This window comes from Bacillus sp. FSL L8-0199 (genome assembly GCF_038005705.1).
Taxonomy (GTDB): Bacteria; Bacillota; Bacilli; order Bacillales; family Bacillaceae_G; genus Bacillus_A; species Bacillus_A cereus.
Map to the genome: position 1 here is coordinate 5,181,449 of NZ_JBBOTS010000001.1, position 25,055 is coordinate 5,206,503.

Here is a 25,055-nt window from a genome sequence, read left to right on the forward strand (position 1 = left end):
AGCGCCGTATGCTCTGTGCTTATTTATTGCCGTATAAATTATATATCAGACAATACCCCTTAGCTGAAAGTAATTTCACGTCCATCCCCCAACGAACGATCGACCTTCATTTATATACGAAAAAGTGATTGCTATTTTTGTAGAACCAATTGCTTCTCTTGCTGTTCTTTGCGCGTTTCAGTCTTAGGTTCCGTGCTTTCTTGGACACTACGATGTGCCACACGTTTCAAACAAATATGCTTCCACTTTCTTTCGTAACGTTTCATTATTCTAGATGTCCCCCTTGAATGCGCTTTAAAACTATTTGAAATCGCTTACAGGAAATAATATAGCACATATATATAAACGTGACAACACATTTCCGACAATTTTTTGTCAAAAATATGAATAGAATTCGTAAGGGATCGAATATTGTCGAAACCTATCGTTTTTTCTTCGTATAAAAGGCATACTACTTATATGGTAAAGTATTTTATTTCCCCTACCCGCATTTCAAATTCCTTCTATATAAAGTGAGATTTTAATCAGTCATCACCAATCAGACTTTTACAGGCAGCCCGATTTCTTTGCTTTTGCTGACTTTTGAGTTGGGGGGCTTACTGCCCGACAAATAGAGGGATTAAAAAAAGAGCTGATATAAAATCAGCTCTTTTCCTTCTATTATTAATGACGCTTCATACGTCCTTCTTTTTGTAACTCTTTAAATAATGCTGCCATCATAAAGAAAATAACAAAGACGAATGGGAATGCTGCAATGATAGCTGCCGTTTGTAAGGCTTCTAATCCGCCAATATATAATAAGGTAGAAGCTATCGCGGCTAGAACGATACCCCAAATCATTTTAATACGATTTGGTGGGTTTAAACTACCATGTGTCGTTAACATGCCTAAAACAAATGTTGCAGAGTCTGCAGATGTAATAAAGAATGTAGAAATAAGAAGAATCGCTAAAACAGATAAAGCTGATCCAAAGCTTCCCATCTGATCGAACATAGCAAACAATCCTACTTCTGTTCCCATCTCTTTAATTTTTTCAAAGATATGTGCATCACCAAACAGCTCCATGTGAATACCAGTCCCGCCGAAAACGGAGAACCAAAGCGCACCGATTACGGTCGGTACAAGTAACACACCGATAACAAACTCACGAATTGTACGACCTCGTGAAACACGAGCAATAAACGTACCTACGAACGGTGACCATGCAATCCACCATGCCCAATAGAAAATTGTCCATGACTGAATCCATTGATTTCCGCCTTCATCCAATGGACTTAAACGGAAACTCATACTTGGCAATTCCTGAATATACGAACCTATTGTTGAAGTGAAGTAATTCATAATAAAGTTTGTTGGACCTGCAAATAATACAATAATCATAAGTGCAAACGCAAAAATAATGTTCGTATTACTTAAATATTTAATTCCTTTATCAAGACCTGTTTGTGCAGATAACATGAAAAGAACTGTTACGATTGCAATAATAACTAACTGTGTCGTTAATGAATTCGGGATAGATGTTAAATAGCTAACACCACCTGCAATTTGTTTTGCACCGAGACCTAATGACGTTGCAACACCAAACACAGTTGCGAAAACAGCTAACACATCAAATGAATGAGCAATACGCCCGTGTTCCCCGCCCTTAAATAACGGACCTACTGTCGCACTAATCGTACTTGCTTTTCCTTTTCTAAAGGTAAAATAAGCAATACATAACGCTACAAACGCATATAGTCCCCAAGGATGTAATCCCCAATGGAAAAATGAAAAACGCAGTGCAAGGCGCGCACTTTCCTCAGTTGCACTATCTCCAAACGGAGGTGCGTATAAATGATTTAATGGTTCGGCAACGCCCCAGAAAACTAAGCCGATACCCATACCAGCACTAAATAACATAGCAAACCATGTCATATAACTATAATCAGGTTCGTCATCATCTTTACCTAGACGAATAGAACCGTATTTCGAAACAATTAAAAAGATAGACACACCTAAAATAATAGAAACGGAAATAATATAAAACCAGCCAAACTTACTAACTAATGCAGTTTGAATTGCGGTTGTTACATTTCCTAAACTACCTTTTCCAATAATAGATTCGGGAATAATCCCCCAAATTGTAAATGCAATACATAATGTTAATGAAACGATGAATGTTTTTGTCAGTTTCCTCATCAAATCCCCCTTCGTAGGTTTCGCTTTTGTAAATAACATAAATTCCGATATGTAAAATCGGATAGAAAACTATAATTTTGCGGTGATTTTCTTACTTTCACCTTCACCAATTCGAATTCTTATGGACAGCCTTACCTTTCGTATAACCTTTTTACTCTGCAAGAGCTACAAGTTAGAAATACTGGTGTCAAATTGTGTGAGAAAAACGCGGATAGGAATGTATTTTCCTAAAAAAGGATGTGTTACATATGTAAAAAAGGGCAAATTTCTTCCTTGCAACCCTTTCGTTTTGTAACAATTATGCGGTTTTTTTGCTAGTATATAGCACGTGTTTATAGCTTCACAAACAAAATGTTTATGTTTATATAACTATATTACCCATAAAACGGTAAAATACTCAAGGAATGTAATCGTTTAGTAAACATCATGTAACATTCCTGTAATATTTTTATTTACGTCGAAAAAAACATGTTGTATTAAATATTTTGAATATAACTAGAAACCTATGAGTCATATAGAATGAAAAACGCTTTCCTATATTTTTTGTTATATTACAGGATATTAACGACTTATTACGAATGGTTTGTAATTGTGTGTTTTCCCCAAATCCGAAAAAATCTGTTGCTATAATGAGGACACGAAAACAAACGCAATGGAGGCTATCATGAAAAAATTAATTGGTATAGCAACAGCAGCAGTTTTTGGTCTTGGGATTTTCACATCATCTGCTAATGCAGAAACTGTTGTAACAACAGACGTACTAAACGTACGCGAAAACCCTACTACGGAATCAAAAGTTGTCGGTAAATTACTAAACGGTAATAAAATAGATGTACAAAATACAGAGAACGGATGGTCAAAAGTTACTTTAAACGGTAAAGACGCATTCGTAAGTGCAGAGTTCACAAAAAGCATCTACTACGTAACAGCTAACGTATTAAACGTACGTGCTGAAGCGAACACAAACTCAGAGGTTCTTGGAAAGTTGAAGAAAGACGATGTAATCGAAACAACGAACCAAGTACAAAATGAGTGGTTACAATTTGAATATAACGGGAAAACAGCTTATGTTCATGTTCCTTTCTTAACAGGTACAGCACCTGTAATTGAGAAACAAGAAACAACTGCTCCTGCTAAAGCTGAAGCACCAGCTAAGGCTCAAGCACCTGCAGCACAAGCAAAACCAGCTACTAAGCCTGCTGTAAAAGCTGCTGAAACTAACACACCTTCTGGTGGTCGTGAGTTAACAGTTGTAGCTACAGCATATACAGCTCACCCGAGCGAAAACGGTGGCACATATGGCGGCCGTGTATTAACTGCAATGGGTCATGATTTAACTGCGAATCCAAACATGAAAATGATCGCTGTTGATCCGAAAGTAATCCCATTAGGATCTAAAGTATGGGTAGAAGGTTACGGAGAAGCTATCGCTGGAGATACTGGTGGTGCAATTAAAGGTAACCGTATCGATATCTTACTTGGATCAGATAGCGCTGCTCAAAAATGGGGACGCAAAACTGTTAAAGTGAAAATTTTAAAATAACCAATGACTGCTAAATTACAAGCCGGTTCTCTTTATTGAGAGCTGGCTTTTATTTATTTATAATACATATAAGGAGGCTACGCCCATGAATGTACAAGCAAAAGTAGACTGGATTGGTACGCCAAAACCGTACATATATAAAGATGAAGTGACATATAACGCTACTTCTATTGATTTTTCACTCGCTGGCGATGATAACCGCTATAAGTTAATTGTGCTCAAGTCTGAAAACAATACACATTACAAAATTGTGCAATATGGAATAAAACCAGGCTCTCAAAAGCCATTTCCTATCGACATTCCATTTGAACAAAACATGTTACCAATTATAGAGCAAATATTACATGATCCATATGTACAAGCGATACTAAAGGAAACACACTCATAATTGTAAAAAAATATATCAACGATTTTTCAATTATATCTATCATAAATCGCAATATATCAACGATTTTTCGATTATATCTATCATAACTTACGATATATCAACGGTTCGACACGAAATATCGATTTAGCTACAAAAAAGAAGCTGTTCAAATATTGAACAGCTTCTCTCATATTAACGAGTTGGACCAGATACATCTTCTGATTTCAACGTATTATTTGCACCAAGAGAATGATACAACATCTTTCCATTTCCATTCACAGTTATAATATGTTCGTTATTAAAACTTTTGAACTTCACAGATCCATCACCGTAACGAATATGGTACTCTTCATATGTCGTTACTTTATATTTCGTAGCACTTTGACGCTCTACATTACGAACTTCCATCGTTAATAAGTCTTCTGTAATTCCTTTTTTGTGTAAATACTGTATATAATCACGGTCTTCCTTATACGATTTTCCGCTCTTATCATAATTATTTTCAATTAAACTAAAATCATTTAATGAAATTGCACGTACGTTATCATAAATATGATTTCTTACAAATTCGCCCACTGCTGAACTTGATGTTTCTTTCGGGAATTTTAAGTAATATGTGCTTTGGTCTCCAATTTTAACACTTTCAGATTTCATCACACCAAGATCAGTAGTTTTCTCTAAATGTACTTCTACTGTTTCATCTGTTGGTACAGGACCAAGTTTATAACTTCCATAATTTAATTTTCCACGTTTTTTCCCATTCACAAATACAGTTGCATCACTTTCATCAGAAGAAATGCTTACATACTTGCCTTCAAGCGATAAATCCACTTTCACCTTCTCGCTCTGTTCATCCGCTAAATCTACTTCTTTCTCTGTTTCTAATTCAGTAAGTTCTGTCTTCGCCGTTGCCTTTACAACATATGTACCTGGGAAGTATGGCCCCAACTCTTTCGAAGTTTTATCACTAGAAAGCTCTGCTTCTTTTTTGTCATTCACATATATTTCTGCATTTTTTGCAGTTGTACTAACGCTCATATAATAAGATTTCATGCTGAACTTATACTTTGGATATAAGAACCACTCTTTTCCCTCTTCTACTATTTCCCCGTCCTTAAATGAAGATTTATCTTTTGTTAACTTTTGATCTACTGTCTCTTTCTGTAAATAAGACAGTAATTGTTTGTTGTAAGAAGGATTCTCTTTTAAATAACGCATGTACGCTTTAAGATCCTCTGTCTTAATCTTTAAGCTTGAATCATTTGCTTTTACAAACTCATCAATTGCATTAATATCTTTCTTTTGGAATGCTTCAATCATTACATTTACTTGCTTTTCTTTTGAAAACTTATATGCTCCAAATTTATATGCCCCAAATAATAATGCAGCAATAATGGCAAAACCAATGATTAAAAATAAATTTTTCTTACTTTTCACTGGTTTTGTCTCGCTTTGTAATTCTGTATATGAAGCAGCAGTGTTATCAACGATTACTTCTACTTTACTCCCACACTCAGGACAAAAGTTCAAATGGTCTGCAACATTCTTTTTACATGTTCCACAAAACTTCAACGTGCTCTCCTCCTATTTTTTAGCTAATTTCATTCCAGCAAATGCCGCTACATATGTCACAATAAAACTAAACAAAATTAAATATGTAAATGAATTTTGCATAGATAGTACTGTTCCGCTTGTTCCAAATAAACTTGTTACAGTTCCTGAAACATTAATTTGGAACTTAGAAATCATATTCATTACAATCATCATAATTGTGTAAGAACCACTGCATACCGCTAATGTAATATATATATTGGCAGTCGGTAATTTAGCTAACTTTCTTCCCGCTCTAAACATAAAGAACAATGGAATAATAAGCAGTAATAAACCGTAATGGAATACGTTATTCACTTTATCAAATTCTGCAAGGCTTCCCTCATTTGCTCCTTTTGAAATCAATATCTCTCTAAGCTCTACGCCATTTACAGAGACGCCTGATATAAATGAAAACGATAGTGTGCTCTCATATGCATTTGATTTCTTACCAATTCTAGTAAATTCCTTACTAAGTGCTGGACTTGATACTTCTAACGGCGCAAAATGAGCCATACTCCATAATTGAGGTGTTAACTCTAATGCTAATAATGTACTTTCAGATTTTAAAGTTGTTATTTCTTTTAATGGTTCAATACCGTCTTCCTTACTTACTAACGCCATAATACAAACCGCTACTGCTGTTACTAAAAGTCCTTTTATCATAGCCGAAACACCGTAATAAACAGACGCTCCATATGGCATTAACTCTTGAAATGCTGCTGCCATATTATTTTTGCTTGTATGAGCAATAAATCCTAATAAGGTAAATAATGTCCCACATACAAAACCACTCAATAAACTCTTCATCGCTGAATAGCCAACCGTAATCTTACCTGCTTCTGAGAATGGGATTGCAAAAGATTGTGATGCTATAAAACTTATAATGAATAAAAAGACTCCATAAATAATACCAACTGTTGCTGCCATAAAGATTTGATCTTTAATCGTTTTCGCAACATGCTGTTTCCCTAACCAAATTCCTGTACCAGCGAAAATAATAAATGGAATGATTAATAATAATGTAAATGGAGTATGCCAAGATAAAGAAAATATCAATCCACTATCATCGTTAGCTGTAAAACCAAGTAAATGGTAACTTAACATCGTAGAAGTTGCACTCGAATAAAAACTTGGCAACATTTCTAATTCTTTCGCAAATTTGCTAAACATCTCACTTAACATAGAGGCAAATAATAAACTACCAATCCAACCAGCAATTAACATGAGAATACTTGCAACAGCCCCACCAATAAAACCTTTTTGTAAAACGGCTTTATCTGCTTTAAATTCAAATTTAGGAGCACCATCCATTGTAGGCAATTTTACAGTTTGTTCTTTTTTCTTCACAACAGATAAAGAATACCCACACTTTTGACAATATAAATTTTTTTGAGCATTTCCACTGCCACAACCTCTGCAGTATTTTGCAGTATCTTTTTCTAATGTTACTGCATCTATAGCTCCTGCAATCTCCATACTACCTTCATTTGGGCAATAATTTACTTCTTCACCATGTTGTTTTCCACATGTGCGACAATACATTTAATTCACTCCCCACTTTGCTTAATTCCACAAACTGGACAGTAAGTAGAGTTTTTATCGATATGCTCATTACATGAAATACAATTTACCGTTTCACCTTCATTTTCTACTGCTAACATCGGGTTAGGCTTTCCACACGAACCACAAAACTTATCATTTATTGATAAAGGTCCACCACATTCACATGTAGCTTTTTCCCCTTGTTGTTTTTGCAATTCAACAATGCGCTTTCTTGCTTGATAAATAGCTACATCAAATTCTTGAACTGGAGCAATCATTTCTTTTAAGCTCGCTTCATTTACTCCACTTCCTCTTAATTGAACATACACTTGCTGTCCAACCTCTAATAGAACCTCTGCTTTTTTCTGCATTTGCACTTGCATTCCCTTTTTCAATTGAGCAATTTCTTGTGCAACTTGCAACTTCATTTTCCCTTGTTCTATTCCTTCTTGTAACTTATTCATTCCACTACCTAACTTCGTCTGTAAATCTGACAAATCATTTCTCCTCCTATACATATATATTCATATATGAAATTAACATTTTATATATTACCATGATTTTCAAGTTATGTAATCCAAATTTCATTTTTTCTGTTTTGAGCATTTTTTGTTTATAATGGTAAAGGAAAGAAATATGTGTACGGAGGAATATTATGCTGCAACACTCAATTACGAAAGATGAAATTATGATGATTGCGAATGAGTTCGTTCAAGGACTAGATCCACAGCAAACAGCTGATCAGGAACATGTCGCTACAGCTCGGCACCTATATCGTAGTGGTGTTGTCTACAACGTTGACTTTGATGGTTATACACTATCAGGAACTGTAGATGCGGAAGGCAACGTATATAGCGTTCATATTCCGATTCGTAATGTCGCTGAAAGTTATTGTGATTGCTTCGCACCAACACAATGTGAGCATATGCTCGCTGTATTACTATCTGCAGCGTCTAGTTTCGGGCAAGTAGGAGATGTATTAACTTTATTTAAAAATAATACGAAACCTTCCCTTCCTCCTATTCGAACTGCAAGACAAGTATTGCAATCATCAGCTTTTGAAGAAACGGATTATAAAAGTTGGGAATCATATTTTGAAAAAGAATATGAATCATTTAAAAAAGAACAAGCTCGCCTTACTTATAAACAAATGTATTTTCTTATGAGTATCTTTACAGATTTCTATACGAAGCTTGAGCGGAAAGCTCCGCGCGTCATCGCCATACATGAATTATTCAGGTTACATGCAGCACTTTACTGCTTTCAAAAATTATTAGAAGAAATCCAGGCATTCGAAGCAAACAAAACGTATTCTTATCACCAACCTGTTAATGTCGTTCGCCTATTTGTAGACAAAGTGGAATCCATCGTTCGGGACTTACAATCAGAAGCGATTCCTTCAGAGTCTGAAATAATTTTGCAAGAAACAGCTCGTCTTGTTCATGAAGTATTCTTCTCTACCAACGCTTATACACAAGAGCGATTTTTCATTTATCGCCACATATGGAGTGAACTTTTAAACAATAAAGAGAAAATACAAGAGGAAGAAAAACGAATCGATACGAAAATCAATCCACTATCTAAAGCATTAGCGTCTTCTCACCTTCTCTTTTTAAATGAAGATGATCTACTAGCGATGGACTTACTAAAAAAACAGCCTGCTTCTGTTGTGAGTCTATACTTCTATTGGTTAGAAGAACTATTAAGTGCCATGCAGTGGGATCGTGCAAAAAACTGGCTTTCCTTTACGTATAAACAAGTAAAGAAAACGCTCCAAGATCACGAAAATACGATTTTTATAAAAGATATCGTTCGGCTATTTGTAATCATGTATGAAACATACGCAACACATACAAATGAACAAGCTGGTTTTGAAATGATTTTACAAGAACTATTACCGTATAGTTTCACAAACTATGAACAGTACGTACTCGCGAAAAAACAGTATCACACATGGGCAGAGCTTCATCTCTTATATGGGTTTGAAGCAATTGAACTGTTAAAAGAACCACTGAAAGATATTGAGAAAGAAGCACCAGAAGCAGCACTTCCTCTTTATCATCTTGCTGCTGTAGAGGCAATTGAAGAACGAAATCGTAAATCATATAGACGCGCAGTTCGTTACTTAAAGAAATTACGTACATTATATAAACGATTAAAACGCACCGATGAATGGGATGCTTTCATTATTCACATCGCCAATCTCCATTCACGTCTGCGTGCACTACAAGAGGAATTACGGAAAGGAAAATTAATCGATGATCAATCAAACTGAAGTAACAATTAGGCTCCAGCATGTTAGTCAAGGTTGGTTCCTTTGGGGAGAAGATGACAGCGGTACTCCATTATCCGTAACAAGTTGGAAACGAAATGCATTCACATGGCACTCCACTTCTTTCTACGGTACGTTTCTAAAAGAAGCAACCTTCGAAGGAAAACAAGGTGTGCTACTAACAAATGCACAAGCCTTTGAATACATTGCAAACAAACCGATGAATTCCTTTGCACATATTCAACTGAACGGCCCTATTACAGCACTTACAAAAGATGCAAATGAATTATGGGATGCCTTTACGAGTGGTAGCTTCGTACCAGATATGGAGCACTGGCCCAAACAACCATCTTGGAAAGTTCAAAATACGCCAATTGAAGATGACACATTAGCATCTCTTTTCTCAGCAGCAGTTAATGAAAGCATATTACAAGATAATCGCTCAAATGACGGCTGGGAAGATGCTAAAAGACTATATGAACATTACGACTTTACGAAAAGACAATTGGAAACAGCACTACATGAAGAAGATTGGCTTCGAAAAATTGGTTATATTGAAGATGATCTTCCGTTTACAATCGGACTAAGACTGCAAGAACCACAAGAAGAATTTGAAATGTGGAAACTTGAAACAATCGTGACACCAAAGCGCGGGGCGCATCGCATATATGTATATGAAAACATCGATTCCTTACCGAAAAGATGGCACGATTACGAAGAACGGATTACAGAAACACAAGAAGGTTTTAGTAAGCTCATACCGTGGTTAAAAGAAGGAGATACATTCCGAAATGAGCTCTTTGAAACAGAAGCTTGGAACTTCTTAACAGAAGCAAGCAATGAATTACTTGCAGCGGGCATTACAATTTTACTACCATCATGGTGGCAAAATTTAAAAGCAACAAAACCGAAATTACGTGTCCAGCTGAAGCAAAATACAGTACAAACACAATCGTTCTTCGGTATGAATACGCTCGTTAATTTTGACTGGCGAATTTCGACGAACGGCATTGATTTATCAGAAAGCGAATTTTTTGAACTCGTTGAACAAAACAAACGTCTATTTAATATAAACGGTCAATGGATGCGACTAGATCCAGCCTTTATCGAAGAAGTAAGGAAACTCATGAATCGTGCCGATAAATACGGATTAGAGATGAAAGATGTTTTGCAGCAACATTTATCAAATACGGCTGAAACAGAAATTGTAGAAGATGATAGTCCGTTTACTGATATTGAAATCGAACTAGATGGATATTATGAGGAACTATTCCAAAAGCTTCTTCATATTGGAGATATTCCAAAAGTAGATGTCCCTACTTCACTAAACGCAACACTTCGTCCGTATCAACAACACGGCATTGAATGGTTATTATATTTACGAAAGCTTGGATTTGGAGCATTGCTAGCTGACGATATGGGACTCGGGAAAAGTATTCAAACAATCTCTTACTTACTATATATAAAAGAAAACAATCTCAAAACAGGCCCTGCATTAATCGTAGCGCCGACATCTGTTCTTGGAAATTGGCAAAAAGAATTTGAGCGTTTCGCACCGAATTTACGTGTTCAATTACATTACGGAAGTAATAGAGATAAAGGCAATTCATTTGAAGATTTCCTTCAATCGGCAGATGTTGTATTAACATCTTATGCATTGGCTCAGCTCGATGAGGAAGAACTAACTTCATTATGCTGGGATGCTGTTATTTTGGATGAAGCACAAAATATTAAGAACCCACATACGAAACAGTCGAAAGCAGTACGAAACTTACAAGCAAATCACAAAATCGCTTTAACTGGTACGCCGATGGAAAATCGCCTCGCTGAACTTTGGTCCATTTTCGACTTTATTAATCATGGATATCTCGGAAGCTTAGGGCAATTCCAACGTCGCTTCGTCACACCGATTGAAAAAGATCGTGATGAAGGAAAAATCCAGCAAGTTCAACGGTTTATCTCACCATTTTTACTGCGCCGAACAAAGAAAGATCAAACAGTCGCATTAAATTTACCAGATAAACAAGAACAAAAAGCTTACTGTCCTCTTACTGGTGAACAAGCTTCCTTATATGAACAACTTGTTCAAGATACACTGCAAAATGTCGAAGGATTAAGTGGAATCGAAAGACGCGGCTTTATATTACTTATGCTGAACAAGCTAAAACAAATTTGTAATCATCCAGCTCTTTATTTAAAAGAAGAAGAGCCACAAAATGTCGTTGAACGCTCTATGAAAACAAAAACGTTAATGGAGCTCATCGAAAATATAAAAGATCAAAATGAAAGTTGCCTCATCTTCACTCAATATATCGGCATGGGGAACATGCTAAAACGTGTGCTAGAAGAAAAATTCGGCCAGCGTGTCCTCTTCTTAAACGGTAGTGTACCGAAAAAAGATCGCGACAAGATGATTGAGGAGTTCCAAAACGGAACGTATGACATTTTCATCTTATCCTTAAAAGCTGGCGGAACAGGATTAAACTTAACCGCTGCCAACCATGTCATTCACTACGATCGTTGGTGGAATCCGGCTGTGGAAAATCAAGCAACAGACCGCGCATATCGCATTGGTCAAAAACGATTTGTTCATGTTCACAAACTCATTACAACAGGAACATTAGAAGAAAAAATTGATGAAATGCTAGAAAGAAAACAATCTCTAAACAATGCGGTCATCACAAGCGATAGTTGGATGACTGAACTATCAACAGACGAACTAAAAGAATTACTTGGTGTATAAAGTGAAACTTGAATCAGGCCAGTTAAGTGGAGTTTTACTACCCGCAAAAAAAGCGCTAATCTCATTTGAGATTAGCGCTTTTTTCTATTCCAAAACCAATTACTTATTATAATCCCCGTTAATCCGCCGCACGTATCAAGCAATGAATCTTGCCACATTGGTGTACGGTCTCCCGTATACCATTGGTGAATTTCATCAAATGTTGCATAACCCGCAACGAAAAGAAGGGCATATATAAAACATCTTTTCCTCGAATGACCTGATCGATGAAAAGCGTAATAAATCAATGAACCTAGCATAAAGAACACCATAAAATGAGCACCTTTACGAAGGAAAAACTCAATAAATCCGCCTACACCTTTATTCGCAATACTAACAGGGGTTCCTCCACCATAATCAATAGATACCCATGAAAAATGCTCTTTCACAAATTCAACATTTACATATTGTTCAATATCTGAACGCATATCCTGCTTTTTATATGGTTGTGCCGAAGAATAGAAAATCAGCCCCATCCATAGTAATACAGGAATCCAAAATAACCATTTACGATTCATTATCCAGAATTCTCCTCTCTTAATCTTTTAAGGGTACCAAAAAAAAGAAAAAATTTCACGCCAAAACATGACATTTATACCCTATTTATAAAGTGAAAGGAGGTGATACACATGGCAATTGAAACAATCGTAATGGATTTAACTTTACGTCTTGTCTTAAACAACGGATTAGATAAGAACGGAAAAACAGTTTTCAAGAGCAAACAATTTAAACGTGTTAAAACAAATGCGAGCTTAGATCAAGTACACAACGTAGCTCATGCTCTAGCTTCCTTACAAGCATCACCACTTCACGCTGTACAACTTGTAAGCACATCAGATCTTTCTAAACTATAAAGTAAAACTCGGATCAGTGGGGATTTTATTCATCCCCGCTGATTATTAGCTCGCAATTTAACCGGCAGACCCAAATCCCGTAAATAGCGGGATAAACACAAAGGAGGGAATAACACATGCAAGTACTAGAGTTGATTTTCGCGAAAGAAGATGGAAAAACAGTCGTTTTTTCTATCGATACGCCCATCACACCAATCGATGCACAAGTCGTAAATCAAGTAATGGATACAATCCTTGCCTCATCTGTATTTTCATCCATTGATGAAAATACAAGAAAAAAGGGAGCTCGCCTTATAGAAAAAAATGTATCTGAAGTTCAAATTACTTTATAAAATAAAAAAGACGAATCTGCATCATTTTGCAGATTCGTCTTTTTTCTTCGGCATTTCAATCGGGATAAAAATCTTTGAAAAACCGACGCATACATACTTATAATGTTCTTCCCCTATATCAAACTCAGTCGTATATGTTGAGAAGAATATATAATCATTTCGCTTCGTATAATGATCAATTAATAACCCAACTTGTGGCTCAACATACTTTTTCGCTAACTTTTTACCGGCCGATGCCAAGTCGCCAAGGAGACCCTCTTCATTCTCTTTTTGAACTTCATCTAGCTTCTTACTCACATCATTACGCTTCATAAACTGCTTCGCTGCCCATTCTGTATATTCGCCCTTACTCGGATTACTGTTTGCTAAATATACTAGGAGAACGACAACTAAAGCCATAATAATATACTTTTTCTTCATACTATATCACCGCCTACTCTTTTCTATTTTCATATATATGTACAAGCGATGCAAATTAGAAAGACTATCACCTATTGATTGTAAACGAATAGACAAAATTTACAATACAAAACAAAATATTAACACTTAATTTACTTATTTTGTATATAATTATATTCGAAATATTAATTTCATAAGGGAGGACTTAAAATCATGAATGATGAAAATAACATTATTATTTCTAGTTCTACTATGATGCTTGTTCCATACAATCACCCTTATTATCGTACAAAACTTATCGACAGTAGCGGAAATGATCTTCGTTCCTGCCAAACCGCATTACAACTCATCAAAAAATCTTGCTTAACCCATATTCACTCTACTTATCAAGGCAGGCGCAATGCAGTCCAAACAAATTTTAGATTCAAACAAAACGTTCCAATTCCAATTAATCATCGGGAATACATTTGTGCTTTTCCAACAGAATCTCCTTCATCTCCAAGCTGTATATGGCTATTTTATAACCACATACATGATATAGAATTTTGCCCAAAGATTAAAAAGACTAAAATACACTTTTCAAATGGCACTACTACAACAATATCTATCAGTCCCCATAAATTGCAGCAACAATTATTAAAAGCTGGATACATACTATCTCGTATGAACATGCAAGATTCACTACACTTTAAAAACCCCTTGTTACATTTACTACATTAAACTAATAAGTAGAATGGAAAGCAATATCTCTTGCCTTCCATTCTTATATTAATATTTATCCTCTTACACTATCTCGCATTTTCTCAAGTGCTTGCCGATACATCCATCTTACTTGATAATATGTCATTTCCGTCTCTAAAGCGATTTCTCCCATCGTCTTCCCTACAAAAAAACGTTCAAAAATAATATACTTCTCCTTCTCATCTAACACGCTCATAAAATCCTTTACTCTTATTTCAACATCCTCAAAATGAAAGATATCCTCATACTCTCCTACACATACACACTTCTCCTGCACTGCGAACTCTTTCTTCAATCTCTCTAATATATAACCTCGCACCGTTACAACTGCATATGCAGGGAAATACCCCTTCTTTGCATCAAACCTTTCATACGCATGCCAAAGACCAATTAAACCACATTGATAATACTCTTCATAATCTTTACGAATACCTAATTTCTTTATTTGATTTACAATCATCCCTTCATACAAAACAACTGCTTCTTTAAAAGTCGCTGGCTTCACACAGTACCCGTTTCTAAAAGGTATACCTTTCTAGTATTCCGCGGTACCTTCACAATATAAAAATAAAGAAAAGATTTCACTGTGAGTAATTTCAAATACTACCGACGGAATTTGAAATTACAATAGATAGTATTTGAAATTTTGTTGGTGGTATTTGAAATAGGGGTAAAAATAAAAAAGGTGACTCCCTTGAAGAGTCACCTTTTTCTAAAAGAATAAATTATGCACCAAATTTTGGAGCTAGACCACTTAAACTAGTAAATCCAACTGAAAGAATAAAGAAAATAACAATTAAAATCGTTGCTTGTTTTTTACTTAGTCCAGCCGTAATATGTAATCCTAATCCCATTACAACTAATGCCCAAATATTGAAAACTTCGAATGATGAAGCAGCACCATGAGCAACTGTACCTGGCTCAAATAAAGTTGCTAAACTTGTATAAGAAGTTTCAATATCTCCACCAAGAATCATTCTAATAATAAAGTTCACAATTGCACCTAAAATTGAAATCGTATATGTGTAGACATAAATAGATAATAATTTCATGTATGAAGTATCATTACTCATAAACATCATAATCACTTTATAAATAGCTGCCGCAATGAAGAACCAAATCGCAGTACCAAATAGCCCTCCAACAATACCTGCTCCTATTCCGAAGTAACCAACAACTTTAGCCGTTTCAGCATCAGGCACCTCACTCATTACATCAGGATGATTCATTACTTGATACATGCTAATCCCTGCAATTACAGCTGTTAATATAATGAAAAGGAAAAATGCCCCCCAAACCGGACTTTTCGTCTTCATTCTCTCAAACTGCTCACCTGGAGAAGTAATCATTCCTAATAATGATGGCTTCTTCGCACCTACATCTTGCGTATTAATATTTGCTTCCATTATAACGCCTCCTTCTATTTATATAACCCGTTCTAACGGGCGGTTCACTTCCTCATATAGAGGCTACGAACCGCCCACTAGAACGGTAATTTGTAGTTCTACTACACTATTAATTACTCATAACGCAATGCTTCAATTGGATCTAATTTCGCAGCTTTATTTGCTGGAATTAATCCGAAAATAATACCGAGTGTCATCGAGAACAGTACGCCTCCAACGACAACTTCCCATGAAACGAGTGGCGGCCATTTTGCGAATGTAGAAACGATATATGCTCCGCCATACCCAAGACCAATTCCGATTAAACCACCTAGAAGTGTTAACATAACGGCTTCAATTAAAAACTGTAATAAAATTTTACTACGTGTTGCTCCAAGTGCTTTACGTATCCCAATTTCGCGTGTACGCTCCGTTACAGATACAAGCATAATATTCATAACACCAATACCACCAACGACTAATGAAATACCCGCGATACCACCAATGATCATCGTCATAATGTTAGTAACTTTAGAAACACCTTCTTGGAATTCTTTTAAATTCACCAATTCATATTTACCTGGAATATCGCTTGGTTTACGACTATTTAATACATCAACAGCTTTTTTCCCTGCCGTTTCTAAATTATCTACGTTTTTAGATTGAATGGCAATACTTTGAATTTCATCCGTTCCGTATAAAATAGGCCATAAAGTAAGAGGAATTAACATTTCCTCAGCCTCGAACCCCATAAATTCATTATCTGATTTATAGACACCAATAATTTGCATCGGTTGTCCTTTCATTTCAATAATTTTCCCTACTGGATTTTCATCTTTAAATAACGTCTCTTCTGATTTCGTACTAATCATAACAACGTTATTTCCTTGTGAAATATCAGATTCATTTAATGAACGACCTTTAACCACTTTCACTTTATTTACTTCAAAATATTCACTATCAAGTCCAATAACATTAATCATTGATTTTTTATCATTAATATCCATTGTTTCCATCGTATTATTCGTCGTAATAACATGAGAAACATCTTTAACTTGCTTTACTTCCATAATATCTTCTTCTGTTAATTTCGGTACTTGATGCCCCCCCATACTGAACTCATCATTAATATCCGGTTTAAATTGAATTGGCATAAGATTATTACCAGAACCAGCGATTTTCGACTTCAGCATCGCTTCCCCGCCTTGCCCAATTGCAACGACAGTAATAATCGAACCTACCCCAATAATAATACCGAGCATCGTAAGAGCTGAACGCAGTTTATGAGCTAAAATAGAAGACAGGGCAATTTTTATACTATCTAGTAAACTCATACCGCACACCTTCTATCTTCTGTAACTTTCCCGTCTCGCAGTACAATTCGGCGGGAAGAATACGCTGCTACTTCCTCTTCATGCGTAACCATAACAATTGTCGTACCTTCTGCATTAAGCTTCGTGAAAATATTCATAACTTGCTCACCAGACTTCGTATCAAGTGCACCAGTCGGTTCATCGGCCATAATGAACGTTGGATTATTCGCAATCGCTCTTGCAATCGCTACACGCTGCTTCTGTCCACCTGATAACTCATTTGGTAAATGATGCACGCGATCTGCCAATCCAACTTTACCTAACGCCTCCAAAGCACGCTTGCGACGCTCCGCTTTCTTCACGCCACCATATACGAGCGGAAGCTCAACATTTTCCACTGCGGAAAGACGAGGTAGTAAATTGAAATGCTGGAATACAAAGCCAATATATTCATTACGAATTAAAGCAAGCTTTGACTCGTCTGCTGTTAAGATATTCACGTCATTCAGCATATATTCGCCTTCTGTTGGACGATCTAAACAACCGATAATATTCATAAGCGTCGTCTTACCAGAACCAGACGGTCCCATAATCGAAACGAACTCACCGCTCTGAATTGTTAAACTAATACCATGCAAAATCGGCACCGCCAATTTTCCTTGATAATACGTTTTAGCAATATTATTTAACGTAATCATTTCTCTTTCACTTCCATTCCGTCATACACATCGTCGGAAGGATTTTTAACCACCTTTTGCCCCACTGTTACGCCTTCTACAACCTCTGTCCAATCTCCATCAGTAGAACCTTTTTTCACATTTTGTTTACGAAGCTTCCCTTTATCCTCAACATAAACAAATGCATCATCGCCTTTTGCTACAATGCTCTTACTTGGGACAGCAATCATCTTCTTATTCTCTAAGTTTACTTGCAGAGAAACGTGATAACCTGGAGATAAACCATCTTGACTATCAAGGCTAGCTTTATATGTATACTGAGACATATTTTGAGTTGCTTCACCCATGCCGCCAGCTTGCGCCATCTCTGCACTTGTTGGGAACTCACTTACCTCTGTAATCTTACCTGTCCACTTCTTCTTATTATTTGCTTTTGCAGTTACAGTGAATGTTTGATCCTTTTGGATTTGTGACTTTTGAAGCTCAGTTAACGTACCTTGAACTTGGAATGGATCTTTAGAAGCTACTTGTAAAAACGCTTTTCCTTGACCACCTAACGCTTGAGATGAACTTTGTGCCGCATCTTTATCTAACTTTTGAACAACACCAGCAAAATTGCTATAAATCGTAAGTTCTTTCTGCTTCTTACTTAACTCTTCTTTCTGCAACTTTCCTTTTTCTTTCTCAAGGTCAATTGTTTTTTGTCCTATCTCTAACTCGTTTACTTGCTCGTCCATCGGATCTGTTACTTCTTTCCCAGCTCCGCTATCTTTCGCCTTCTTAATTTCTTTCTTCAACGAATCAATCTTCTTTTTCCCTTGATCATAACGCATATCCGCCATCTTCTGATCAAGCTCAGCTTGCTTCATTTGAAGGTTAATCTCTTCATTATCATAAGAGAATAACTTCGTGCCTTTCTCTACCTCTTGCCCTTCTTTTACCTCAATATCTTTCACTTTCCCTTTGGCCGGATCTGCATAGAAGCTTTCAATATTACCAGGCTTCACCTGACCAGAAATTAACTTCGTATTATTCAGCTTACGCTCTGTCACTTTCTCAAAACTTACAGCATCAGCATTTGTTGATGCACCCTTCTTCTTACCTTGCATAACAAAAATATTAATTGCCGCTACAATAACAATTAGTGCAATAACCCCAATAATAATCCATTTCTTCTTCTTGTTTGGAGTACGAACCGTATTTGGTAACATATTACCGCTCCTTTTTTATAACTTAATAGTTTAATATAAAAATTGTATAAAACTTTCTGAAAATAAACTGTATATTATTACAATATTTTTACAAAGTTTTACACATCCATTTATATTGTAACAAAAATTCCAATGATTAGAAATATGACATTATATCTTTTAAGATAGATTTAAGGAAAGAAAAAAGAGCAATTTTAATTGAATGGAAGCCATTCTTTATTAACAAACTTCTTGCCAAAATGAATCATTAAAATCATTTTCCTAATTGCACCATCGCTATTTTGTCATATATATTTGACATTTCGTCTATTCAATTATAAAATGTCACATATAAATGACATTTCGGTACACGAGGTCTACAACCATCAATGGGAGGGTTATATTTGAATAACGTTAAACAATATCGAAAATCTGAAGGGCTATCGCAACTAGAGTTAGCTAAAAAAGTTAACGTGGCGAGACAGACAATAAATTTAATTGAAAACAATAAATATAATCCCTCTTTAGCCTTATGTATCGAATTAGCAAAAGCACTAAAAACAGATTTAAATAGTCTATTTTGGGAGGGAGATTAAATGATGAAAATTGAATGGAAAGAAAGAGTTTATAATAGTTTTGTTGGAACACTAAGTGAGAGAGATGAATACCAAAAACAAGAAATCAATAAAGAGTTATCTGTAGCTGGAATTGGTTTGTGGTGGTTAAATATGTTGGTAATGCTTATTATGTTACTTGTTGATACTATGAATCACACAATATCTATAGGGACAATATTCATTTTTCTATCTAATATGATTTATGCTAATTACTTAGCCTTTAAATTCAAGAAAAAAGGTTTAAGTGATACTGAATGTACAACAAAAGAAGAATATTTACAACACAAGAAAAAATTAAGAAAAGCTGGCTTAAAAGCAGGTGTGCTTTGGGGCTTTCAAATGTTTGTTTTTATGAATTATATCCTTCCCTATGTAGGTTCAGAGGAAATCTCTATTTCTTTATTTAAGGTTGTAATTTTCATCTGTGGCGGCGGATTTTTCGGTCTAACTATGTACGTAATTGGTTTATTAAACCTAAAAAAATTATATTAATTAACAAAAATCATTTATATATTAAACTGCAATTTTACATACTGTTTGTTTCTTCTAATATAAAAGCTATCCAATCACACACAATTGGATAGCTTTTCAAACAAAATATTACGCTACTTTAGGATCTTTTCTCTCATGTCCACGTTGAACAATAAATAAGAAGATTGTTGATAAAACCGCACCTGTTAGTAGTAAGATGAAACAACCATCCCAGCCAGAACTATCAACAATAACACCAATTGCTGCGTTAGCTACAAGACTTCCGCCTACATAACCGAATAGACCACACATACCAACTGTCGTACCTACTGCAAATTTCGGTACTAATTCCATCGCACTTAAACCGATTAAGAACTGTGGTACATAAATTAAACAACCGATAATAGAAACTGCAATACTTACAACAAGTACGCTAGTTGCTTGCCAATATATAAACGTACCAATAACAACTCCAACCATACTAATAATACATAATGGCATACGTTTTCCTTTAAATAATTTATCACTTAAAAAACCAACGATTAAGGAACTTGGAATTGCCATACCTTCAAAGATTGCATATGCCGCATGCGCTTCTGCTTTTGAAAATCCTTTAACTGTCGTTAAATAAAGTGGAACCCAGTTAATAACACCAAAACGAATTAAATAAACAAAAGCATTCGCAATACATAAGAACCATACAAATTTATTTTTCACTACATACTTCATTAAAATTTCTTTTGGTGACATCTTGTTAGCATTATCTGCTTTTTCAAGATTTTCATAGTCATTACGATACTCATCAATTGGAGGAAGACCTTCAGATTCTGGTGTATCCTTCGCATTGATCCAAACAAGAACTGCAATTACCATTGCGATAATCGCAGGGAAAATAAATACGCCGCCTTGCCAATGATTTTCACCGAAAATACCTACGCCAATTCCGACAAGTGGTGGTACAAGCATTCCACCAACGTTATGTGAAATATTCCAAAGACCTGTTTTCGTACCACGTTCTTTCTTCGAGAACCATTTCGTCATAACAATACTACAAGGTGGTGCTCCCATACCTTGTACAATACCGTTAACAACAAGTAATGTAACAATCATCCCAAATGATGATGCAAAGCCGAAACAAATATTTACAAGCCCTGATAAGAATAAACCGACTGCGATAAAGCGCTGGGCGAAAGCTTTATCCGATAAATTCCCCATAAAGAACTTACTAAATCCATAAACAATTGCCATTACTGAACCTAGTAGACCAATTTCAGCTGTACTAAAACCATATTCTTGTACTAAATACGTACTTGATAACGTAAAGTTACTACGAACTAAATAATAAGCAGCATATCCAACTGAAATCCCGATTAACACACGAATACGTAGTAATCGATATACACGATCGATCATATCCGCTGGCAATCTTTCAATTGCAGGTGCTGGCTTGAGCCATTTAAACATATATTTTCGTCTCCTTTTCTCACTTCAGAGAGAGACGCTGTCTATTCCATATCTCGATTATTCCGCTATTTGATATATTTTGGTTCGTCCTTCTAACCGGCTGTCCTTCTATTTCTTTCTCATTCTTCGCAAACATCGTTGGTACGCCAAACGACACCTTTTCTAAAATATGCCCCGCTTCTTCTGATAAACAATAATCAATAAATAAATCCGCAATAATACCACTCGGTGCACGTTTTAGTTTCGAAATCGCATTAACAGATAACCCTGTTTGCTCAGGTTCGTTACTTAAAATCGGAAAACCTTGTTTTTGAAGCATTCTCTGATCTCCCATAAAGTTGATGCCTATCATATATTCACCGCTCGCAACAAGTTCTGCTGGGATGTAACCATTCACTGTTACTTCTCCAACTTGTTCCGCCAGATTCTTCACATATTCCTTCGCTTCCTCTTCACCTAACGTATCAATAAGTGATTGGAAAAACGTATATGCTGTACCTGAAACATTTGGATCGGGCATGACAATCTTTCCCTTATATACTGGATTCAATAAATCTTTCCATCTTAACGGATACGAGAGACCGAGCGGCGCTATTTCCTCGTTCCACCGCTCTTTATTAATCGCAATTGCCAGCTTCTCCACTTCATAACCGTACCAATAACCATCTTTATCTTTAACAGTTTTTGAAATACGATTTGCATGTTGGCTTATCACAGGAATAGAAAGATTTTTTTGCTTCATCATTTGATGCGCATCTACTGTACCGCCAATAATAATATCCGCCTTCGGATTTCCAGCTTCTTCTTCCACTCTACGAAGAAGTTCTTCTGTTGAAAGACGAATAAATTCATACGTACATCCGCGCGGCTTACAAAATGATGAAAGTAACGCTTCACCAACTTCCTCACGAGCCGCTACATACGCAACAATATGACGATCATCCAAAATAGGGAGACCATTTTTACTATATTTAATAGAGGTTGTATCTCGAGAGCAACTAGACATCGCTCCTCCAATTACTAGCAAAAAGAAGAAAAAGGCTATCTTTCTCATGACGCATTCTCCTTTACGAATAACTCTGCTAGAGAGCTTTTCATATACATGACATTTCCGTTATTATCACCGAGATATTGCACAACAAAGTACGATGGATACACAGAAATCGTAAGAATATCTTCACGATCATTCTTTACACGCTTACCTGTTTTATAAGCTGTAATATAAGCAATCGGTTCATTCTGCGATTGTAATAACTTCTGAATTTCTCCGTAATCTGTAATTTGCTTTGCGTACCGAATAGAATCAAGTATGTGCGTAAGATTGATAGTACGTACCACATCACCTTGACGTACTACGACATCCTTTGCTGAAGCAAAGAAATCACTAATACGCTCTGGCGTGTAATACAGGCTTAATAAATACGTTTGAAGTGCTGAAATCATCGGATCCATGCCATTCTTTCCGTATACATTTTCCCCATACTGGAACAAGTCACCTACTGCAAAAGTACGCTTATGTCCATTCAAGTACGTTACTTCTCCAGTAAATACTTGTTCTTGGCTCTTAACGCCCTCAGGCTCTATTCGAATTCGGTCAAAGAATGAAACAATCGTATGCAAACGAACTTCATCCGTTACAACAATTTCTCCCCACTTTTCATGTCTTACTTTCACTTCAATTGGAAGAGATTCATTCACCCTTTGTAAAACGGCTTGTTTATCATTTACAATGTTGATTCGATTATAGATTTGCTTCTCCATAACATAAAACAAAACAAGAGAAACAATCATACAAATGACAAACATAAGAATTTGAAATGATAGCCTTTTCATTTCTGCCTACCTCCAAGATAAAAAAACGTTGTTTCGAAAATACCGCATAATTGTTTCATAAATGTATCATTTAACCGCTTTCAAGTTTTTTATGTCTTCCATCCTTCTCGGAAGCAAAAATGTAATGAATATTATAGTACCTATTTCTTCACTACTCTCAATCCGCATGCTTCCGCCCTGCTTACTCATAATCTCCTGACAAATATACAAACCATAACCATTCCCGTAACTAGAAGGAAGTGCCTTTCCTTTCGGAGACTCATTCCACTCCGCAAGCACCACTTCATCTATACCGATCCCATCATCATGAACAAAGACCTTCGCCTCATGCTCATTTACAATTACATTCATACGAATGTGCGAAGCATCACTATACTTAATTGCATTATCAAGCACATTTAAGAAAATTTGCTTCGTCTTATCAAAATCCGCAACAACATGTACATCCGTTAACTCATTTATCACTTCAATTTCAAACTGATTTAGGCGAGGTTTCACAATTGAAACTGCTTCCTCTGCCAATTCCTTTATGTTCACAACTGTAGGTGACACTTCAAACGTACTCGTTCCATATTTCGAGGACTTAAGCAATTCCTCTACAAGTGATAATAAACGCTCACTTTCCACAGCCACATAACGGAGACTTTCCTGTACATCTTCTTTCGATTGTAACTTCGGAATTAAATCAACATAACCGATAATTGCCGTTAGCGGTGTTTTTAGCTCATGCGTAATGCGGTCTAGGAAATCTTTCTGCTTCTCTTTCTCCTCCTGCAATTGCTTAATATGCAGCTCAATTCCATCGGCCATCGCGTTAAAAGATGCTGAAAGCTGGGCGATTTCCACGTACTCATTTAACTCAATCTTACTCTTATAATCACCATTCGCGAGCCTCTGTGCCATTTGTCTCAACTGATCAATTGGTTTATGAAGAGACTTCGCTAAACGAATCGCAAAGAAAATACCGGTAGCTACTAAACAAAGAGACGTCATTAAGAACGTCCAGCTCACATTTGTTAAAACTTCCTTCTCACCCGTTAACTCATTTATAAAACGAATACTTCCAATGACATCGTTTCCATAATAAACCGGGCTTGAAAACAAAAGAATGGGAGCGGGATCCGCCTCCTCGAAAACATAAGACTTCTTCCCCTTCAAGGAACTCTCAATGTCGATGTTACGGTGAAGCAATGCTCCTTTTTGTGTATCTGCAACAACATCGCCATTCTTCCCAATCATCTGCACACGGACATCCATACGCTTCGCTAAATACGACGCAATTAAAAGTGAATTCGGACCAAGCGTATCCACTTCTGCTTCCTTCTCTAAATAATTCATCGTATAAATTTGTGCTTCTACACTTAACTTTTCTAAAGAATCTGCTGCGTTATGATACATATTCTTTTCTAACGTAATATAAACAACTGCATATAAAAGAACAAAAATCGGAATTAACAGCCCAACTATTCCGAACACCATATTTCGCTTTAAAGACATACCAT

General features: G+C 36.1%; 25 protein-coding genes. 9 read left to right on the forward strand and 16 right to left on the reverse strand.

Annotated elements, in window-relative coordinates; translation table 11 throughout:
• Positions 1-131: 131 nt before the first annotated feature.
• Both NST86_RS26865 and opuD read right to left on the reverse strand, forming a co-directional pair.
• Positions 132-266, reverse strand: a complete 135-nt coding sequence (locus NST86_RS26865) for a hypothetical protein (RefSeq protein WP_000833067.1) — start codon at positions 264-266, stop codon at positions 132-134.
• A gap of 397 nt (positions 267-663) precedes the next feature.
• Positions 664-2,178, reverse strand: a complete 1,515-nt coding sequence (gene opuD, locus NST86_RS26870; protein ID WP_001229104.1) for a glycine betaine transporter OpuD — start codon at positions 2,176-2,178, stop codon at positions 664-666.
• A 664-nt stretch (positions 2,179-2,842) separates the two neighbouring features.
• On the opposite strand from opuD, the gene NST86_RS26875 reads away from it, so the two are divergent.
• Together NST86_RS26875 and NST86_RS26880 are read left to right on the forward strand one after the other, a co-directional pair.
• On the forward strand, positions 2,843-3,721 hold the full coding sequence (locus tag NST86_RS26875) for a cell wall-binding protein EntA (RefSeq protein WP_016118910.1): 879 nt from the start codon (positions 2,843-2,845) through the stop codon (positions 3,719-3,721).
• Between the two features lie 85 nt (positions 3,722-3,806).
• On the forward strand, positions 3,807-4,109 hold the full coding sequence (locus NST86_RS26880) for a DUF3910 family protein (RefSeq protein WP_001102539.1): 303 nt from the start codon (positions 3,807-3,809) through the stop codon (positions 4,107-4,109).
• Positions 4,110-4,280: 171 nt separating this feature from the next.
• Here the strand turns inward: NST86_RS26880 and NST86_RS26885 are convergent, their stop codons facing one another.
• From NST86_RS26885 to NST86_RS26895, 3 genes are read right to left on the reverse strand one after another with little or no spacing between them, the layout of a single operon-like run.
• A complete protein-coding gene (locus tag NST86_RS26885; RefSeq protein ID WP_016123791.1) occupies positions 4,281-5,660 on the reverse strand; it encodes a zinc ribbon domain-containing protein in 1,380 nt (459 codons plus the stop codon).
• Positions 5,661-5,672: 12 nt separating this feature from the next.
• Positions 5,673-7,223, reverse strand: coding sequence for a zinc ribbon domain-containing protein (locus NST86_RS26890; RefSeq protein WP_227593291.1), 1,551 nt, complete (start codon positions 7,221-7,223; stop codon positions 5,673-5,675).
• A gap of 5 nt (positions 7,224-7,228) precedes the next feature.
• Positions 7,229-7,720, reverse strand: a complete 492-nt coding sequence (locus NST86_RS26895; protein ID WP_001281753.1) for a zinc ribbon domain-containing protein — start codon at positions 7,718-7,720, stop codon at positions 7,229-7,231.
• A 158-nt stretch (positions 7,721-7,878) separates the two neighbouring features.
• On the opposite strand from NST86_RS26895, the gene NST86_RS26900 reads away from it, so the two are divergent.
• Together NST86_RS26900 and NST86_RS26905 are read left to right on the forward strand one after the other, a co-directional pair.
• Positions 7,879-9,498, forward strand: a complete 1,620-nt coding sequence (locus tag NST86_RS26900) for an SWIM zinc finger family protein (protein ID WP_227593290.1) — start codon at positions 7,879-7,881, stop codon at positions 9,496-9,498.
• A complete protein-coding gene (locus tag NST86_RS26905) occupies positions 9,482-12,238 on the forward strand; it encodes a DEAD/DEAH box helicase (RefSeq protein ID WP_000610119.1) in 2,757 nt (918 codons plus the stop codon). Before NST86_RS26900 ends, NST86_RS26905 begins: the two co-directional genes overlap by 17 nt.
• A gap of 71 nt (positions 12,239-12,309) precedes the next feature.
• Here NST86_RS26905 and NST86_RS26910 read toward each other — a convergent pair whose 3' ends face one another.
• Positions 12,310-12,795 carry a VanZ family protein gene (locus NST86_RS26910; protein WP_001080707.1) on the reverse strand — a complete coding sequence of 162 codons (486 nt, stop codon included), beginning with the start codon at positions 12,793-12,795 and terminating at the stop codon, positions 12,310-12,312.
• A 111-nt stretch (positions 12,796-12,906) separates the two neighbouring features.
• Here NST86_RS26910 and NST86_RS26915 point away from each other — a divergent pair, with 111 nt between their 5' ends.
• Positions 12,907-13,131 (forward strand): DUF1659 domain-containing protein, encoded by a 225-nt coding sequence (locus NST86_RS26915; RefSeq protein ID WP_000963861.1) that lies wholly within the window; start codon positions 12,907-12,909, stop codon positions 13,129-13,131.
• 116 nt (positions 13,132-13,247) lie between these two features.
• Entirely contained in the window at positions 13,248-13,463 is a 216-nt protein-coding gene (locus NST86_RS26920; protein WP_001197591.1) for a DUF2922 domain-containing protein, read from the forward strand.
• A gap of 21 nt (positions 13,464-13,484) precedes the next feature.
• On the opposite strand, the gene NST86_RS26925 is transcribed toward NST86_RS26920, so the two are convergent.
• Positions 13,485-13,883 carry a DUF4359 domain-containing protein gene (locus NST86_RS26925; RefSeq protein WP_000731405.1) on the reverse strand — a complete coding sequence of 133 codons (399 nt, stop codon included), beginning with the start codon at positions 13,881-13,883 and terminating at the stop codon, positions 13,485-13,487.
• A 192-nt stretch (positions 13,884-14,075) separates the two neighbouring features.
• Here NST86_RS26925 and NST86_RS26930 point away from each other — a divergent pair, with 192 nt between their 5' ends.
• Positions 14,076-14,582 carry a competence protein ComK gene (locus NST86_RS26930; protein ID WP_061139613.1) on the forward strand — a complete coding sequence of 169 codons (507 nt, stop codon included), beginning with the start codon at positions 14,076-14,078 and terminating at the stop codon, positions 14,580-14,582.
• Between the two features lie 55 nt (positions 14,583-14,637).
• On the opposite strand, the gene NST86_RS26935 is transcribed toward NST86_RS26930, so the two are convergent.
• The 5 genes from NST86_RS26935 to NST86_RS26955 form a co-directional block, all read right to left on the reverse strand.
• Entirely contained in the window at positions 14,638-15,108 is a 471-nt protein-coding gene (locus NST86_RS26935) for a sigma-70 family RNA polymerase sigma factor (protein ID WP_086424217.1), read from the reverse strand.
• 220 nt (positions 15,109-15,328) lie between these two features.
• A complete protein-coding gene (locus tag NST86_RS26940) occupies positions 15,329-16,009 on the reverse strand; it encodes a Yip1 family protein (RefSeq protein WP_086424218.1) in 681 nt (226 codons plus the stop codon).
• Positions 16,010-16,122: 113 nt separating this feature from the next.
• Positions 16,123-17,322 carry an ABC transporter permease gene (locus tag NST86_RS26945; RefSeq protein WP_098616222.1) on the reverse strand — a complete coding sequence of 400 codons (1,200 nt, stop codon included), beginning with the start codon at positions 17,320-17,322 and terminating at the stop codon, positions 16,123-16,125.
• Positions 17,319-17,999: an ABC transporter ATP-binding protein gene (locus tag NST86_RS26950; RefSeq protein ID WP_340934720.1), complete on the reverse strand. Its 681-nt coding sequence runs from the start codon at positions 17,997-17,999 to the stop codon at positions 17,319-17,321. Before NST86_RS26950 ends, NST86_RS26945 begins: the two co-directional genes overlap by 4 nt.
• Positions 17,996-19,189, reverse strand: a complete 1,194-nt coding sequence (locus NST86_RS26955) for an efflux RND transporter periplasmic adaptor subunit (protein ID WP_000937316.1) — start codon at positions 19,187-19,189, stop codon at positions 17,996-17,998. The genes NST86_RS26950 and NST86_RS26955 overlap by 4 nt, the downstream gene beginning before the upstream one ends.
• 383 nt (positions 19,190-19,572) lie before the next feature.
• Between NST86_RS26955 and NST86_RS26960 the strand changes: the two genes are divergently transcribed.
• Together NST86_RS26960 and NST86_RS26965 are read left to right on the forward strand one after the other, a co-directional pair.
• On the forward strand, positions 19,573-19,764 hold the full coding sequence (locus NST86_RS26960) for a helix-turn-helix transcriptional regulator (RefSeq protein WP_001067016.1): 192 nt from the start codon (positions 19,573-19,575) through the stop codon (positions 19,762-19,764).
• The gene (locus NST86_RS26965; RefSeq protein WP_000975594.1) at positions 19,765-20,277 is read left to right on the forward strand and encodes a DUF3278 domain-containing protein; all 513 of its coding nucleotides are present in this window, start codon (positions 19,765-19,767) and stop codon (positions 20,275-20,277) included.
• A gap of 108 nt (positions 20,278-20,385) precedes the next feature.
• Here NST86_RS26965 and NST86_RS26970 read toward each other — a convergent pair whose 3' ends face one another.
• The 4 genes from NST86_RS26970 to NST86_RS26985 all read right to left on the reverse strand — a co-directional run bounded on the left by NST86_RS26970 (position 20,386) and on the right by NST86_RS26985 (position 25,050).
• Complete coding sequence (locus NST86_RS26970) at positions 20,386-21,720, reverse strand: MFS transporter (protein WP_000477602.1); 1,335 nt, start codon at positions 21,718-21,720, stop codon at positions 20,386-20,388.
• 19 nt (positions 21,721-21,739) lie between these two features.
• Positions 21,740-22,774, reverse strand: coding sequence for an ABC transporter substrate-binding protein (locus tag NST86_RS26975; RefSeq protein ID WP_001225641.1), 1,035 nt, complete (start codon positions 22,772-22,774; stop codon positions 21,740-21,742).
• Complete coding sequence (locus tag NST86_RS26980; protein WP_006925814.1) at positions 22,771-23,553, reverse strand: DUF3919 family protein; 783 nt, start codon at positions 23,551-23,553, stop codon at positions 22,771-22,773. The genes NST86_RS26975 and NST86_RS26980 overlap by 4 nt, the downstream gene beginning before the upstream one ends.
• Positions 23,554-23,619: 66 nt before the next feature.
• Positions 23,620-25,050: a sensor histidine kinase gene (locus tag NST86_RS26985; protein ID WP_048534531.1), complete on the reverse strand. Its 1,431-nt coding sequence runs from the start codon at positions 25,048-25,050 to the stop codon at positions 23,620-23,622.
• Positions 25,051-25,055 lie beyond the last annotated feature (5 nt).

What these genes read in the sequence shown, in the direction of transcription:
- NST86_RS26865 (WP_000833067.1), bottom strand. Translation starts at nt 266, where the DNA reads ATGAAACGTTACGAAAGAAAGTGGAAGCATATTTGTTTGAAACGTGTG.
- opuD (WP_001229104.1), bottom strand. Translation starts at nt 2,178, where the DNA reads ATGAGGAAACTGACAAAAACATTCATCGTTTCATTAACATTATGTATT.
- NST86_RS26875 (WP_016118910.1), top strand. Translation starts at nt 2,843, where the DNA reads ATGAAAAAATTAATTGGTATAGCAACAGCAGCAGTTTTTGGTCTTGGG.
- NST86_RS26880 (WP_001102539.1), top strand. Translation starts at nt 3,807, where the DNA reads ATGAATGTACAAGCAAAAGTAGACTGGATTGGTACGCCAAAACCGTAC.
- NST86_RS26890 (WP_227593291.1), bottom strand. Translation starts at nt 7,223, where the DNA reads ATGTATTGTCGCACATGTGGAAAACAACATGGTGAAGAAGTAAATTAT.
- NST86_RS26900 (WP_227593290.1), top strand. Translation starts at nt 7,879, where the DNA reads ATGCTGCAACACTCAATTACGAAAGATGAAATTATGATGATTGCGAAT.
- NST86_RS26905 (WP_000610119.1), top strand. Translation starts at nt 9,482, where the DNA reads ATGATCAATCAAACTGAAGTAACAATTAGGCTCCAGCATGTTAGTCAA.
- NST86_RS26910 (WP_001080707.1), bottom strand. Translation starts at nt 12,795, where the DNA reads ATGAATCGTAAATGGTTATTTTGGATTCCTGTATTACTATGGATGGGG.
- NST86_RS26915 (WP_000963861.1), top strand. Translation starts at nt 12,907, where the DNA reads ATGGCAATTGAAACAATCGTAATGGATTTAACTTTACGTCTTGTCTTA.
- NST86_RS26920 (WP_001197591.1), top strand. Translation starts at nt 13,248, where the DNA reads ATGCAAGTACTAGAGTTGATTTTCGCGAAAGAAGATGGAAAAACAGTC.
- NST86_RS26925 (WP_000731405.1), bottom strand. Translation starts at nt 13,883, where the DNA reads ATGAAGAAAAAGTATATTATTATGGCTTTAGTTGTCGTTCTCCTAGTA.
- NST86_RS26930 (WP_061139613.1), top strand. Translation starts at nt 14,076, where the DNA reads ATGAATGATGAAAATAACATTATTATTTCTAGTTCTACTATGATGCTT.
- NST86_RS26940 (WP_086424218.1), bottom strand. Translation starts at nt 16,009, where the DNA reads ATGGAAGCAAATATTAATACGCAAGATGTAGGTGCGAAGAAGCCATCA.
- NST86_RS26945 (WP_098616222.1), bottom strand. Translation starts at nt 17,322, where the DNA reads ATGAGTTTACTAGATAGTATAAAAATTGCCCTGTCTTCTATTTTAGCT.
- NST86_RS26950 (WP_340934720.1), bottom strand. Translation starts at nt 17,999, where the DNA reads ATGATTACGTTAAATAATATTGCTAAAACGTATTATCAAGGAAAATTG.
- NST86_RS26955 (WP_000937316.1), bottom strand. Translation starts at nt 19,189, where the DNA reads ATGTTACCAAATACGGTTCGTACTCCAAACAAGAAGAAGAAATGGATT.
- NST86_RS26965 (WP_000975594.1), top strand. Translation starts at nt 19,765, where the DNA reads ATGATGAAAATTGAATGGAAAGAAAGAGTTTATAATAGTTTTGTTGGA.
- NST86_RS26970 (WP_000477602.1), bottom strand. Translation starts at nt 21,720, where the DNA reads ATGTTTAAATGGCTCAAGCCAGCACCTGCAATTGAAAGATTGCCAGCG.
- NST86_RS26975 (WP_001225641.1), bottom strand. Translation starts at nt 22,774, where the DNA reads ATGAGAAAGATAGCCTTTTTCTTCTTTTTGCTAGTAATTGGAGGAGCG.
- NST86_RS26980 (WP_006925814.1), bottom strand. Translation starts at nt 23,553, where the DNA reads ATGAAAAGGCTATCATTTCAAATTCTTATGTTTGTCATTTGTATGATT.
- NST86_RS26985 (WP_048534531.1), bottom strand. Translation starts at nt 25,050, where the DNA reads ATGTCTTTAAAGCGAAATATGGTGTTCGGAATAGTTGGGCTGTTAATT.